This window comes from Streptomyces sp. NPDC088910 (assembly GCF_044749865.1).
GTDB lineage: Bacteria > Actinomycetota > Actinomycetes > Streptomycetales > Streptomycetaceae > Actinacidiphila.
Genome location: NZ_JBIVIV010000005.1, coordinates 7,843 through 22,829, shown reverse-complemented (window position 1 = coordinate 22,829; position 14,987 = coordinate 7,843). Strand labels below are relative to the sequence as shown.

The following is a 14,987-nucleotide window of genomic DNA, read 5'->3' as shown; positions in this document are numbered from 1 at the left end:
ACTCAAGAGGAGCAGTCTTGTCCGCAGTCGACTATGACATCGGGATCATCGGTGGAGGCCCGGCAGGCTCCACCGCGGCCTCATACCTGACCAGGGCCGGACTCACCGTCGCGGTCTTCGAGGGGGAGACCTTCCCCCGCGAGCACGTCGGCGAGTCACTGGTGCCCGCCACCACCCCCGTACTGCGCGACATCGGCGCGCTCGACCTGGTCGAGCAGGCCGGATTCCCCCGCAAATTCGGCGCGGCCTGGACGTCCGCGGCACCGGCCGGCATCCCCACCATGGGCTTCGGCGGCCTCTCGCACGGCCTCGGCGCCGCCGAGATCGAATTCGACGAGCGCGACCAGCCCGGCGTCCTCCAGTCCCACACGTACCACGTGGACCGGGGCAAGTTCGACCAGCTCCTGCTCCAGCACGCCGCCTCCTGCGGCGCGAAGGTCTTCGAGAACACCCGCATCGGCAGCGTCGACTTCTCCGGCGAGCACCCGGTGATCCACCCCGTCCGCGACAAGGACACCGGTGTCACCGTCCGCATGGTCGTGGACGCCAGCGGGCGCGGCACGATGCTCGGCCGCCAGCTCAAGCTCAAGGTCCCCGACCCGGTGTTCAACCAGTACGCGGTGCACACCTGGTTCGACGGCCTGGACCGCACGGCCCTCTCGCACGACAAGAAGAAGGCCGACTACATCTTCATCCACTTCCTGCCGCTGACCGACACCTGGGTCTGGCAGATCCCGATCACCGACACCATCACCAGCGTCGGCGTCGTCACGCAGAAGAAGCACTTCACCGCCTCCAAGGACGACCTGGAGGGCTTCTTCTGGGAGTGCGTGGGAAGCCGCCCCGAACTGCGCGCCGCGCTCGAGGACTCCGAGCGCGTACGCCCCTTCAAGGCCGAGGGCGACTACAGCTACGGCATGAAGGAGATCACCGGCGACAACTTCGTGCTGATCGGCGACGCCGCGCGCTTCGTGGACCCGATCTTCTCCAGCGGCGTCAGCGTCGCGCTCAACAGCGCCCGCATCGCGACCAAGGACATCATCGCGGCGGCGGAGGCCGGGGACTTCAGCAAGTCCCGCTTCACCGAGTACGAGCGGACGCTGCGGCGCGGGGTGAGCAACTGGTACGAGTTCATCTCCATCTACTACCGGCTGAACATCCTGTTCACCGCCTTCGTGCAGGACCCCAGGTACCGGCTCGACGTCCTCAAGATGCTCCAGGGCGACGTCTACGACGACGACGAACCGCGCGCGCTCGCCGCGATGCGGAAGATCGTCGCCACGGTCGAGAACGATCCCGACCACCTCTGGTACAAGCACCTGGGCAGCCTGTCCGCGCCCTCAGCGGCGGCGCTGTTCTGATGACCGATCAGGCCCCGGAGGCGGTGGCGATCATCGGTGCCGGCTGCCGCTTCCCGGGCGGCGTGGCGGACCTGGCCGGATTCTGGCGGGTGCTGCGGGACGGCACGGACGTGATCACCGAGATCCCGCCGTCCCGCTCCGACCTCGCCCGGCACTACGACCCGGACCCCGACGCGCCAGGCCGGACGTACACGCGCTGGGGCGGTTTCATCGAGGACGAGACGCGTTTCGACGCGGAGTTCTTCGGTATCGCCCCGCGCGAGGCCCGGCAGATCGACCCGCAGCAGCGGATGCTCATCGAGGTCGCCTGGGACGCGCTGGAACACGCCGGGATCGTCCCCGGCAGCCTCGCCGGCACCCGTACCTCCGTCTTCTCCGGCGGCCTGAGCGTCGACTACTTCCTGCGGCACTCCCGCGAGGCGGGCGTCCGCGGCATCGACCCCTGGTACGCCTCGGGCAAGGAGGCCAGCTTCGGCCCCGGGCGGCTGTCGTACCTGCTCGGCCTCAACGGCCCGAGCGTGGCGCTGAGCACCGCCTGCTCCTCGTCGCTGGTCGCCGTGCACCTCGCGCGGCAGAGCCTGCTCACGGGGGAGTCCGACACCGCGCTGGTCGGCGGCGTCAATCTGCTGCTCTCCGCCGAGCTGACGGTGTTCATGTCCAAGGTCGGCGCCATGGCCAAGGACGGGCACTGCAAGGTCTTCGACGCGGCGGCCGACGGAATCGTCCGCGGCGACGGCTGCGTGGTGCTCGTCCTCAAGCGGCTGACCGACGCGCTCGCCGACGGCGACCGCGTGCTGTCCGTGATCCGCGGCTCCGCCGTCAACCACGACGGGCACAGCGCGGGACTGACCGTGCCCAGCGCCGCCGCCCAGCAGTCGCTGCTGCGGGACGCCCTGGCCGCCGCGGACGTACGACCCGACGAGATCGGCTACGTCGAGGCGCACGGCACCGGCACCCCGCTCGGCGACCCCATCGAGATGAGCGCGCTCGCCCGGATTCTCGGCGAAGGACGCGACGCGGAACACCCGCTGCTGGTCGGCTCGTTGAAGACCAACTTCGGGCACACCGACGGCGCGGCGGGCGCGGCCGGGCTCCTCAAGGCGGCACTGGCCGCACAGCACGGCGAGATCCCCCCGCATCTGCACCTGGACCGGCTCAACCCCGGTATCCGCTGGGACCGCTGGCCGGTGCGGGTGCCGACGGACCTCACCGCGTGGCCGGACGGCGGCGGGCGGCGACTGGCCGGCGTCAGCGCCTTCGGGCTCAGCGGAACCAACGCCCATGTGATCGTCGAGGCACCGCCAGCGGTCGCCGCGCCCGCCGAGGCGGCACAGGACCGGCCGTCCCGGCTGCTCCTGCCGGTCTCCGCGCGCTCCGGCGCCGCGCTGCGCGAACTGGCCCGTGCGCACCGCGACCGGCTGCTCGACCAGCCGGAGGCCGAACTGGCCGCGTACGTCACGGCGGCGGGCACCCGGCGCACCCAGCACCGCGAGCACCGCATCGCCGTCACCGGCAGGACGGCCGCCGAACTCGCCCAGGAACTCGGCGCGTTGCTGGAGACGTCTCGCGACACAGCCGTGCCGGACCTGGCGGCGGAAGAGCGAGGCGGCGCGCAGTGGGGCGGCACGGACGCCGGGGACTTCGGCGACCCGGGCGACTCGGGCGACGACCTGCCGCAGGTCTGCTTCGTCTTCTCCGGGCAGGGCGGCCAGTGGACGGGCATGGGCCGCGAACTGCTGGCCCACGAGGACGCCTTCCGGACCGAACTGACCCGCGTGGACGAGCTGATCGCCGCGGAGGCGGGCTGGTCGGTGATCGGCGAACTGACCGCGGACGCCGAGCACTCCCGGCTGACCCGGACCGAATTCGCCCAGCCCGTCGTCTTCGCCGTGCAGGTGGCCGCCGCCGCGCTCTGGCGCTCCTGGGGCGTGGAGCCCGCCGCCGTCATCGGGCACAGCATGGGCGAGATCGCCGCCGCCCACGTGGCGGGCGCCCTCACCCTCACCGACGCCGTACGCGTCATCGTGCACCGCGGACGCCTCCTCCAACGGGCCGAGGGCGGCGGCCGGATGGCCTCCGTGGCCCTCCCCGAAGCCGACCTGCTGCCGCTGCTCGCCGCACACGGCGACGACGTGACCGTGGCCGCCGTCAACGGTCCCGCGAGCACCGTCGTCTCCGGACGCACCGAGGCCGTCGAGGCCCTGGGCGCCGAACTGGCCGAGCTCGGCCACGGCTACCGCGCGATGCCCGGCGAATACGCCTTCCACAGCGCGCAGATGGCGCCCTACCAGGACGAACTCGTCGCACTGCTCGGCGAGATCACCCCGGCGAAGCCGCGCGTGCCGGTCCACCTCACCTGCGAGCCGGGCGCCGATGGCCCCTTCGGCGCCGACTACTGGGGACGCAACCTCCGCCAGCCGGTCCGCTTCTCCGCCGCGCTCGGCCGCGCGCTCGACGCCGGTCACCGCCTCTTCGTGGAGCTGGGCCCGCACCCGGTGCTCGCCCAGCCCGTCGTCCAGAGCCTCGAGGACCGGGGAGTCGACGGGCTCGTCGTCCCCACCCTGCGCCGCGACACCGACGACGTCGCCACCGCGCGCACCTCGCTGGCCAGGCTGTACGCCGCCGGGGTCGACATCCGCTGGCCCGAGGTCAATCCGGGACCCACGTCCGTCACTGACCTGCCCGGCTACCCGTGGCAGGGCGACAAGCTGTGGTTCGACATCCCCGCGCCCGACGCGAACGCCAATGCCGACACCCTGCCGCAACTGAACGCACTGCACGGTGAGTTGAAGCTGTACGACGAGGCCGGGCGGCTCGTCGCCGAGACCGTGGGGCTGCGCCTGAGCACACCGGGCGCGCCGCTGTCCGAGACGGCGCCGCCCGCCCTGCCCGCGCCGGTGGACGCCGCTCCCGCCACCGCTCCGGCGACCCCGGCGCGCCCCAGCCGCGACCAGCTCGCCGACCTGGTCGCGGACGCCGCCGCGGAGGTGCTGGGGCTGGCCTCCGGCACCACCGTGGCGCGCGGTCGCGGCTTCACCGACCTCGGCATGGACAGCCTCGGCGCCGTCGAGCTGTGCAAGGTGCTGGAACGGTCCGTGCCGCTGAGGCTGCCGAAGACCGCGGCCTTCGACCACCCCACCGTGCGGCGGTTCGCCGCCTACCTCGACGGCCTGCTCGGCGACGCCCCGGCTCCCGCGCCCGCCGTGGCCCGTACGACCGACGCGGCGGCCGTGTCCCGTACGACCGACACGCCCGCGGCTCCGGCCGCGCCGACCGGCACACCCGGCGCGCCCGAGCCGATCGCCGTCATCGGCGTCGGCTGCCGCTTCCCCGGCGGCGCCGAGGGCCCGGACGCCTACTGGCGGCTGCTGACCGCGGGCCGCGACGCCGTACGCCGCGCCCCCGACGGCCGCTTCGACGACCCGCGCGTGTGGTGGGGCGGCTTCCTGGACGACGACCCGGCGGGCTTCGACGCGCCGTTCTTCCGGATCCCGCCGCGCGAGGCCAAGGTGATGGACCCGCAGCAGCGGATGTTCCTCGAAGTGGCCTGGGAGGCACTGGAACACGCGGGCGTCCCGCCGACCTCGCTCGCCGAGTCCCGCACCGGGGTCTTCCTCGGCATGAACTCCACCGACTACGCCCAGATCGTGGGCAGCCACCCCGACAACGTGGACGCCTTCTACGGCACCGGCACCTCCTTCAGCGCCGCCGCCGGCCGCCTGTCGTACCTGCTCGGCATGCGCGGCCCGAGCCTGGCCGTCGACACCGCCTGCTCGTCCTCGCTGGTCGCGGTGCACCTCGCGGTGGCCAGTCTGCGCTCGGGCGAGAGCGACCTCGCGGTCGCCGCGGGCGTCAATCTCATCCTCGGCCCCACCATCCACCGGGCCAGCGACGCCGCCGGGGCCCTCGCGGCCGACGGCCGGTGCAAGACCTTCGACGCCACCGCCGACGGATACACGCGGGGCGAGGGCTGCGGAGCCGTCATCCTCAAGCCGCTGTCCGCCGCCCGGCGCGACGGCGACCGGGTCCTGGCGCTGATCCTCGGCTCGGCCGTCAACCAGGACGGCGCCAGCAGCGGCTTCACCGCCCCCAACGGTCCCGCGCAGGAGACACTGCTGCGCGCCGCACTCGCCGACGCCCGCGTCGGCGCCGACGACATGGACTACGTCGAGGCGCACGGCACCGGCACTCCGCTCGGCGACCCGATCGAACTGCGGGCGCTCGGGGCGGCGTTGGCCGGACGGACGACCCAGCAGCCCTGCCTGGTCGGCTCGGTGAAGACGAACATCGGCCACCTGGAAGCCGCGTCCGGCATCGCGGGACTCATCAAGACCGTCCTGGCCCTGCGGCACGAGACGGTGCCCGCGCACCTGCACTTCACGCGGCCGAGCCCCGACATCCCCTGGGACGAACTGCCCCTGGACGTCCCGACCGAGGCCCGCCCGTGGGCCCGCGGCGAGCGCCGCAGGGTCGCCGGGGTCAGCGCCTTCGGCTTCAGCGGCACCAACGCGCACATCGTGCTCGCCGAGGCCCCCGCGACCGACGCCTCCGGCGCATCCGACGTCCCCGATGCTTCCGGCATCTCCGACGCGGACGACGGCGCGGCCCTGACCGCCCGCCTCCACGTCCTGCCGCTGTCCGCCGCGTCCCCCGCCGCACTGCGCGACCGGGCCGCCGCCCTGCGCTCACTGCTCACCGCCGAGCCGGACGGCGACACGACACGGGACGCGCACGGCGCGGAACCGGCCGCCGTGGCGCGGACCCTGGCCGTACACCGCTCCCACCTCGACCACCGGCTGGTCGTCGTGGGCCGCGACCGCGCCGCGCTCGCCGAACGACTGACCGCCGTCGCCGACGGTGACAGCGTCCCCGGCACCGTCCTCGGCAAGGCCGCCGCACGCGCACGCGGACCCGTCTTCGTCTTCTCCGGACACGGCTCCTACTGGCCCGCCATGGGCCGCTCCCTGCTGGCCGCCGACCCGGTGTTCCGGGACGCGATCGCGGACTGCGACGCCGCGCTCGCCCGCCACCTGGACTGGTCGGTGCGCGAAGCGCTGGAATCCGCGCGCGAGCCTTCGAACGAACTCGACCAGCAGATCATGCTCTTCGCCACCCAGTACGGCCTGACGGCGAGCTGGCGCGCCCTGGGCGTCGAGCCCGCCGCCGTACTCGGCCACAGCATGGGCGAGGTGTCGGCCGCCCTGTGCGCGGGCGCGCTCGACCTGGCGCAGGCCGCGGAGATCATGGTGCGCCGCACCCACCTGCTGCGGGCCCTGGTCGGCCAGGGCGGCATGGCCGTGGTCGGCCTCGACGCCGACCGCACCGAGGACGAACTGGCACCGTACGGCGACCGGTTGTGCGTCGCCGTGGTCAACAGCCGACAGTCGACGGTGGTGTCGGGAGAGACGACCGCACTGGAGGAACTGGGCGCCCGAATGCGCGCGCGCAACGTGTTCTTCCGTGCGGTCAACGCCGGCGGCCCGGCCCACAGCCCCTGGGCCGAGCCGCTGCGCGAACAGCTTGTACACGCCCTGACCGGCCTGGCCCCGGCCGCCCCGCGCCTGCCGATGTACTCCTCGGTGGACGGCGCCCCGCTCGCCGCCGACACCCCCCTGGACGCCGCCTACTGGGGCCGGAACCTGCGGCAGACCGTACGGTTCGCCGACGCCGTACGCGCAGCGGCGGCGGACGGACACGACACCTTCGTGGAGCTGTCCGCGCACCCCATCCAACTCGTGCCCATCGAGCAGGAGTTGCGGGCCGCGGGCACCGACGGACTGTTCGTGCCGTCACTGCTGCGCGACCAGGACGGCCCGGAGTCGCTGCTCACCGGGCTCGGCGCCCTGCACGTCGGCGGCCAGGCCGTGGACTGGCCGCGGCTGCACCCCGGGAACGGCCCGCTCGCCGAGATGCCGACCTACCCGTGGGAGCACAAGCGGTACTGGGTCGACCAGCGCGACGCCGCCCCCGCGAACAAGGGCGCCCACCCGCTGCTGACCCGCGACGTCCGCACCCCGTCGGGCCGCGTCGTGGAGACGGACCTCGACGCCCGTACCGCCACCCGGCTCGGCGCCGAACCCGTGGGCGCCGCGCTGCGGGTGCCCGGCGCCACCTGGCTGGAGCTGGCCGTCGCCGCGGCCGGGACCGCCTTCGGCCCCGGCCGCCCCGTCCGCCTTGAGGACATCACCCTCGACCGCCCCCTGCTGGTCCCGGCCGACGGCTCCGTCACCACCCAACTCACCCTGGAACGGGCCGCGTCGGGCGACCGGCCGGGTCTGGCGCTCACCTTGTGGGAGTCCGCCACCGACACCGCGCCGCGCCCCCGCCGCCTCGTCTCGGGCCGCGCCCTGCCAGGACGCGCGCCGTCCGACACCGCTGCGGACGCCCCGCCGCACCCGCGCGGCCCGGTCGACGAGGCCCTGCGCGCCTGGGTAGCCCGGCACGCCACCGGGGACTGCGCGCCGACCCCGGAATCGGCCCGGACCGCCGACGGCCGCATCGAACTCGAACTGCGGCTGCGCCCGGCCACCATGCGCTGGCACCTCGCCCCCGACCTCCTCGAACTCGCCCTGCGGCTGCCCGCGTTCCTGCTGTCCGCCGACCCCGCCGACCCGGTGCCGCTCCCCGCCTCCCTCGACAGCCTCACCCTGTACGCGGCCCCCGACGACCGCGTCCTCGTCACCGCCGCCCTGCGCCCCGACACCGCGGGCGACCCGACCGCCGACATCCGCCTGACCACCCCCGAGGGCCGGCCGCTCGCCGAGATCACCGGCCTGCGCCTCGCCCCGCCGCGAGGCCGCGTCCTCAACCAGGAGGAGACCGCGCGCCTCACCACCAGCCTGTACGTCCTCGGCTGGCAGGAGCGCCCGCTGACGGTCCGTCAGCCCGAGCAGCGGCCGGCCGAAACCCCGGCTCGGCTCGAAGCCGGGACTCCGCAGCGCGGCTTGACCGCCCATGTCCCCGCCCAGCGGGACGGCCTCGGCGCATCGCGGACCGACGACGACCCGTCCACAGCCGCCGGGGGAGCGGGGGCGCCCCTGACCGGGCCCGTCACCGTCGTCCTCGCCGACCGCGGCGGCGTCGCCGAAGAACTGGCACGGGCACTGGCCGCACAAGGCCGGCCCACGACCCTGCTGGCGGCCGACGGCGAGCCCGACGCCGTACGGCAGCGACTCGCCGACGCGCTGCGGGAGTTGCGCACCGGGCCCGGCTGCCGGGACGTCGTGCACCTCGGGGCGCTGGACCTGCCGGAGCGGGACGAGCCCGACCCCCTCGCCGTGGCCGACGCGTGCGCGGGGGTGACGGCGGTCGCCTCCGTGACGGCGGCGGTCGGCAGCGGCGCACGCGTGCTGTATGTGACGCGGGGCGCGGTCGCGGTGGACGAGCTGGAACTGCCCGCCGCCGCACAGGCACCGCTGCGGCAGTCCGCGATCGTCTCCGGCGTGGAACGCCCCACCGCCTGGGGCGCCGCGCTCGACCTGGACCCGCTGACCTCGGGTGTGGCGGAGGACGCGGCGGCCGTCGCGGCCGAACTGCTCGCCCACGGCGCCGACCGCGCCGGAGGCGAGGACGTCGAGGACCAGATCGCGCTGCGCGCGGGACGCAGGCTCACCGCCCGGGTGCTGCGCGCCCCGGCCCCGCCGCCGCTGTTCGAGCCGGTCGAACTGGCCGCCGACCGCAGCTATCTGGTGGCGGGCGCGGAAGGACCGCTGCCCGACCGGGTGGCCGCCTGGCTGACCGCGCGCGGCGCGGGCCGCACGCTGGTCGTGCCCCGCGTGGAGGACGCCAAGCAGGCGACCCGGCTGATCGAGGACGAGGCCGCGGCCGGACACCCCGTCGCGGGCGTGATCTGGCTCGGCGTCGGCTGGAATCTGCCGATCGACCAGGAGCCGACCGCCGCCGCGATCGCCGAGGCGGTCGAGGACCGTGCCCGCGGCGCGTGGCTGCTGCACCAAGCAGCGCTCGACACGCGTACCGACCTGGACCTCTTCCAGGTGTGGGGCACCGTGGCGTCGGCCTGGGCGGCGATCGGGGCGGGCGTACAGGCCCCGGTGGACGCGCTGCTCACCGCCCTCGCCGGGCACCGGCGCGCCCTGGGCCTCCCGGTCTGCGCCATCGCCTGGGCGCCCTGGCTCGACGTGGATCTGCTGGACCGCGACAGCGCCAACCGGCTGACGCGCAGCGGCATGCGCCCGCTCCCGCCCGGCATCGCCGTGGAACTGCTCGACCGGATCACCGCGGCCGGCCTGACCGGCGCCGCCGCGGCCGACGCCGACTGGGGCCTGCTGCTGCCGCTCTACCAACAGGCCCGCCCCTGGCCGCTCTTCGACGCCCTGGCCGCCGAGGCGGCGGCTGCGCCCGGTGACTCCGGCGCGCTGCTGGACAAGCTGCGCTCACTGCCCGACGCGGCGCGCGGCGATCTGCTGCTGGAGTGCGTCCTGGAGGAGGTGGCGGTGGTGCTCGGCCTGGACGGACCCGGCGAACTGGAGCCCCGGCAGGGCTTCTTCGAGCTGGGCCTGAACTCCATCACGGCGCTGGAGATGAAGGTACGGCTGGAGCGCCGCTTCGGCAGCGCGCTCCCCGCGACCCTCGCCTTCGAATACCCGACGGGCGACGCCGTGGCCGGATTCCTCGCCGCCGAGGTGGTCGGCGGATCGGGCGACGAGCGGTCTGACGCGCCGCAGCCCGCCGCCGACAGCGCCACCCGTACCGAAGACACCGGACGCGCAGAGAACGCCGCGACCACCGGACGCGCCGAAAGCGCCGATGGCACCGCGGACAACGCCACCGTCACCGGCGACCTCACCGATGAAGACGACTACGACGACCCCGACGACGCGGACCTCTTCGCCCGTCTGGACGCCGAAGTCGCCGCCGTGAACGCCCTCATCGAGGGAGACAAGCGATGAACCAGCCCACCGACGGTGCCGGACCCCGCACATCGGACCGTACGCCGGAGCGCGCACCGGACCAACGGTCCCGCCTCGCCCAAGCATTGGAGACCATCGGGCGGCTGCGCACGATGGTCGAGGACCAACGGGCCGCGCTGCACAGCCCGGTGGCCGTCATCGGCGTCGGCTGCCGCTTCCCCGGCGGCGCCGACTCGCCCGAGCGCATGTGGGACCTGCTGCGCGACGGCGTGGACGCCATCGGCCCCTTCCCGCGCGACCGTTGGGACACCGACCCGTACTACGACCCCGACCCCGAGGCGCCCGCGAAGGCGTACGTCGTGGAAGGCGGGTTCCTGGACAGCGCCGACACCTTCGACGCGCAGCTCTTCGGGATCGCGCCGGGCGAAGCACTCGGAATGGACCCCCAGCAGCGGATCGCGCTCGAAGTCGCCTGGGAGGCGCTGGAGCGGGCCGGCATCCCGCACGACTCGCTGGACGGCTCACGCACCGGCGTCTACATCGGCGCGAGCACCAGCGACTACGTACGGCTGCGGCAGCAGTACGGGGACCCGGCCGCGATCGACGGCTACCAACTCCTCGGCGAGAACAGCTTCATCGCCGGACGCATCGCGCACACCTTCGGGCTGCGCGGACCCGCGCAGGTCGTCGACACCGCCTGCTCCTCCTCACTGGTCGCCGTCCACCAGGCGTGCCAGGCCCTGCGCCTGGGCGAGACCGATCTGGCACTGGCGGGCGGGGTCAACGTGATCCTGTCCCCGTACGGCTTCGTGCTGGTCAGCAAGGCCGGGGCGGTCTCGCCCGACGCCCGCTGCAAGGCGTTCGACGCCTCCGCCGACGGCTACGCACGCGGCGAGGGCTGCGGTCTGGTGGTGCTCAAACGGCTCAGCGACGCCGTGGCCGACGGCGACCGGGTGCTCGCCGTCATCCGGGGCAGCGCCGTCAACCACGACGGCCACGCCAGCGGCATCTCCGTACCCAGCGGCAAGGCGCAGCAGGAGGTCATCCGCGCGGCCCTCGCCGACGCGGGAGTCACCGCAGACCGGATCGGCTACGTCGAGGCGCACGGCACCGGCACCGCCCTCGGCGACCCCATCGAACTGCGCAGCCTGGAGACCGTCCTCGGCACCGGCCGTTCGGCGGATCACCCCGTCTACGTCGGGTCGGTGAAGACCAACGTCGGCCACCTGGAGGCGGCGGCGGGCATCGCCGGGCTGATCAAGAGCGTGCTGGCCGTCGGCCACGCCGAGATCCCGGCGAGCCTGCACTTCCGCACGCCCAACCCCAACGTCGACTGGGACGCGCTGCACCTGCGGGTCGCCGCCGAGCACACCCCGTGGCCGTCCGACGGGCAGCCGCGCACCGCGGGCCTCAGCTCGTTCGGCGCCAGCGGCACCAATGTCCACCTCGTCATCGAGGAACCGCCCGCCATGACCACCGAGCAGCCCGAGCCGGACCCGCGGCCGGGGCGGCAGGCAGAAGTGTTCGTCGCGTCGGCCCGCAGCGAACCGGCGCTGCGTGAACTCTCCCTGCGCTGGGCCGACTTCCTGCGCGCCAACCCGGCGACCCCGCTGGACTCCGTGGCCCGCACCATCGCCGCCGGCCGCTCACCGCAGCAGGTCCGCGCCGCCTTCACCGCCCGCGACACCGCCTCGCTTGCCGACCGGCTGCACGACTTCGGGACCGGCGACGGCGGCCCCGCCCCCCGCCGCGCCCAAGCCGCGCACCGCGTGAAGACCGCCTTCATGTTCACCGGCCAGGGCGCCCAGTTCGCGGGCATGGGACGGGAGTTGTACGAGTCCGAGCCGGTGTTCCGGCAGGCTCTGGAGCGCTGCGCCGAGATCGTCGACCCGGTCCTGGACCGACCGCTGCTGGAGATCGTCCACCCCGCCGAGCCCGACGGCTCGCTCGACAGGACCGGCTACACCCAACCCGCGCTGTTCGCCGTCGAATTCGCGCTCGCCGAGCTGTGGGCGTCCTGGGGTGTCCGCCCCGCCGCCGTGATCGGCCACAGCGTCGGCGAGTACGCGGCGGCGTGCGTCGCCGGAGCGGTGGACCTGGAGGACGCGCTCGGGCTGATCGCCCTGCGGGCCCGGCTGATGGAGTCGGTGACCGCGCCCGGTGCGATGCTCGCCCTACAACTGGACGCGCAGGCCGCCGAGCGGGCCATCGGCTCCCGCGCCGACCTGGTCGCCGTCGCCGCCGTCAACGGGCCCCAGGACACGGTCCTTTCCGGCGATGCCGACGCCATCGCGGAGATCCGGGCGGAGCTGGCCCGCGAGGGTGTGACCGCCAAACCGCTGACCGTCTCGCACGCCTTCCACTCGCCGCTGCTCGACCCGGTCCTCGCCTCGCTGGAGGAGGCGGCGGCGAAGATCACCTTCCGTGAGCCGCGCGTCCCGCTGATCTCCAACCTCACCGGCCGGCCGCTGGACCGCGCCACCCTCGCGGACCCCGGCTACTGGGCCCGGCACGCCCGGCAGCCCGTCCGCTTCCACGACGGCGTGCTGGCACTGCGCGAGACCGGCGTCGGCGCCTTCGTGGAGATCGGCCCCGGCCGGACCCTGCTCGGCCTGGCCGCCCGCGCCCTGCCCGACCCCGACCTGCTGTGGCTGCCGTCCCTGCGGCGCGGCCGGCCCGAGGCCGAGCAGGTCCTGGGAAGCCTCGGCGCGCTGCACGCCTGGGGCGTACCCGTCGACTGGTCGCGGGTGCACCCGGCCACCGCCGACCGGCACGTACCGCTGCCCACGTACGCCTTCCAGCGGCTGCGACTGAACTTCCCGCTGGCCGACGGCACCTCTCCGGTACTGCCAGGACCCGGCGGGGCGGTCGCGGACCCCGAAGCCGCGGACTACCCGCAGTACGCGGTGGAGTGGCGCCGCTCGCCGCGCGCGGGCCGCGCCGCGGATCCGGCCGGGCGCACCCTGCTGTTCACCGACACCACGGGGGTCGGTGAGCGGCTGGCGGCGGAGCTGTCCTCGCTCGGCGGGGAGTGCGTGCTGGCCAGGATCGGCGACGGTCCGGCCGGGCTGCCGGGCGCCCGGAGCGTCCCCGCGGGCGATCCCGCCGCGCTGCGCGCGCTGCTGGCCGACGTCGGCCCGGTCGACCGGATCGTGCACCTGGCGGCCCTCGACGCGCCCGGCGGCGACAAGACCACCGTCGAGGACCTGGCGCGGGCCCGTGTGACGGGACCCGAGACCGTGGTGCACCTGATCCAGGCGCTCGCCGAAGGAGCCGCCCAGGCGCCTCCCGGCTCCGCCTCCGAAGCCGCCACCGCCGGGGCCCGGCCGCCCCGGCTGTGGCTGGTCACCCGCGGCGCGCAGGCCACCGGCGAGGAGGAGGCCCCCGAGGGCCTGGCGGGATCGCTGCTCACCGGCCTCGCCAAGGTCGTCTCGCTGGAACACGCCGACCTGTGGGGCGGGGCCGTCGACCTGGACCCGCAAGGCGGCGCGGCCGACAGCGGCGCCGCGGAACTGGCCGAGGAACTGCTCCTCGGAGACGAGGACGACGAGGTCGCCTACCGCGGCGGCGCCCGCCTCGTCCCCCGTCTGATCCGCTCCGGCCCCCCGGCCGACGACGCCCCGCGCCTCCAAGTGACCGGCGACGGAAGCTACTTGATCACCGGCGGGCTCGGCGGCCTCGGGCTGACGCTGGCCGAGTGGCTGGTCGGCCTCGGCGCCCGGCACCTGGTCCTCACCGGCCGCGCGGGCCTGCCCCCGCGTCAGAGCTGGGACGACCCGGCGCTCCCCGCGCCCGTCGCCGAGCGGGTCGCCGCGATCCGCGCCCTGGAGACCCACGGCGCGCGGGTGACCGTCGCCGCCGCCGACGTGGGCGACGAGGCGGGCATGGCGGCGGTCCTCGCGGACATCGCCGACAGCGGGCAGCCGTTGCGCGGCGTCATCCACGCCGCGGGCCTGGCCGGGGCGCAGAACATCGCGGAGGCCGACCCCGAGTCGCTGCACGCCGTGCTGCTGCCCAAGGTCGAGGGAGCCTGGACGTTGCACCGGCTGCTGGACGGCGCACCGCTGGACTTCTTCCTGCTGATGTCGTCCATCGCCTCCGTGTGGGGTTCGGCGCACCTGGGCGCGTACGCCTCGGCCAACCGCTTCCTCGACGCGCTCGCCGCCTACCGGCGCGGCACCGGCGCCACCGCGCTCAGCGTGAGCTGGGGCCCCTGGCGGGTGGCCAGCGGCCTGGGCGGCGACGAGCTGATGGCCCGTCTGGAGGCCCTGGGGCTCCGGGCGATCGACCCGGAGACCGGGCTGCGGCACCTGGGCCCGCTGCTCGCCTCCGACACCGCGCACGCCGTGGTCTCCGGCGCCGACTGGACGACGCTCGGCCCGCTGCTGGAATCGCGCCGCGCCCGCCCGCTGCTGACCGAGGTCCGCGCCGACAGCGCCGGTCCCGGCCAGGACCAGGGTCCCTCCGAACACCTGCGGGCCGTCCTGGACGCGCCCGCCGACCAGCGCGAACCGCTGCTCGACGGCTACGTCAGAACCGTCCTCGCCGACCACCTCGGCGTCGCGCTCACCGAGATCACCGACGACATCAGCCTGCTCGACCTGGGACTGGACTCGCTGGGGGTGACGCAGGTCATCGCCCGCTACCGCGCCGACCTGGCCCTGCGCCTGGAACCCCGTCCCTTCTTCGAGGAACCGGCCGTCCACTGGGCACGGCTGCTCGCCGCCGAGGTCGCCCGTCAGCACTGACCCACCGA

3 protein-coding genes are annotated in these 14,987 nt (G+C 74.7%); all 3 read left to right on the top strand.

The window, feature by feature from the left end; translation table 11 throughout:
- Positions 1-17: 17 nt before the first annotated feature.
- From ACIP4Z_RS13285 to ACIP4Z_RS13275, 3 genes are read left to right on the top strand one after another with little or no spacing between them, the layout of a single operon-like run.
- Positions 18-1,361, top strand: a complete 1,344-nt coding sequence (locus tag ACIP4Z_RS13285; protein ID WP_355334791.1) for an NAD(P)/FAD-dependent oxidoreductase — start codon at positions 18-20, stop codon at positions 1,359-1,361.
- Complete coding sequence (locus ACIP4Z_RS13280) at positions 1,361-10,270, top strand: beta-ketoacyl synthase N-terminal-like domain-containing protein (RefSeq protein ID WP_401307327.1); 8,910 nt, start codon at positions 1,361-1,363, stop codon at positions 10,268-10,270. The genes ACIP4Z_RS13285 and ACIP4Z_RS13280 overlap by 1 nt, the downstream gene beginning before the upstream one ends.
- Positions 10,267-14,979, top strand: coding sequence for a type I polyketide synthase (locus ACIP4Z_RS13275; protein WP_401307324.1), 4,713 nt, complete (start codon positions 10,267-10,269; stop codon positions 14,977-14,979). Before ACIP4Z_RS13280 ends, ACIP4Z_RS13275 begins: the two co-directional genes overlap by 4 nt.
- Positions 14,980-14,987: the final 8 nt, after the last annotated feature.

Coding starts and splice junctions, on each gene's coding strand:
- ACIP4Z_RS13280 (WP_401307327.1), top strand. CDS start 1,361: ATGACCGATCAGGCCCCGGAGGCGGTGGCGATCATCGGTGCCGGCTGC.
- ACIP4Z_RS13275 (WP_401307324.1), top strand. CDS start 10,267: ATGAACCAGCCCACCGACGGTGCCGGACCCCGCACATCGGACCGTACG.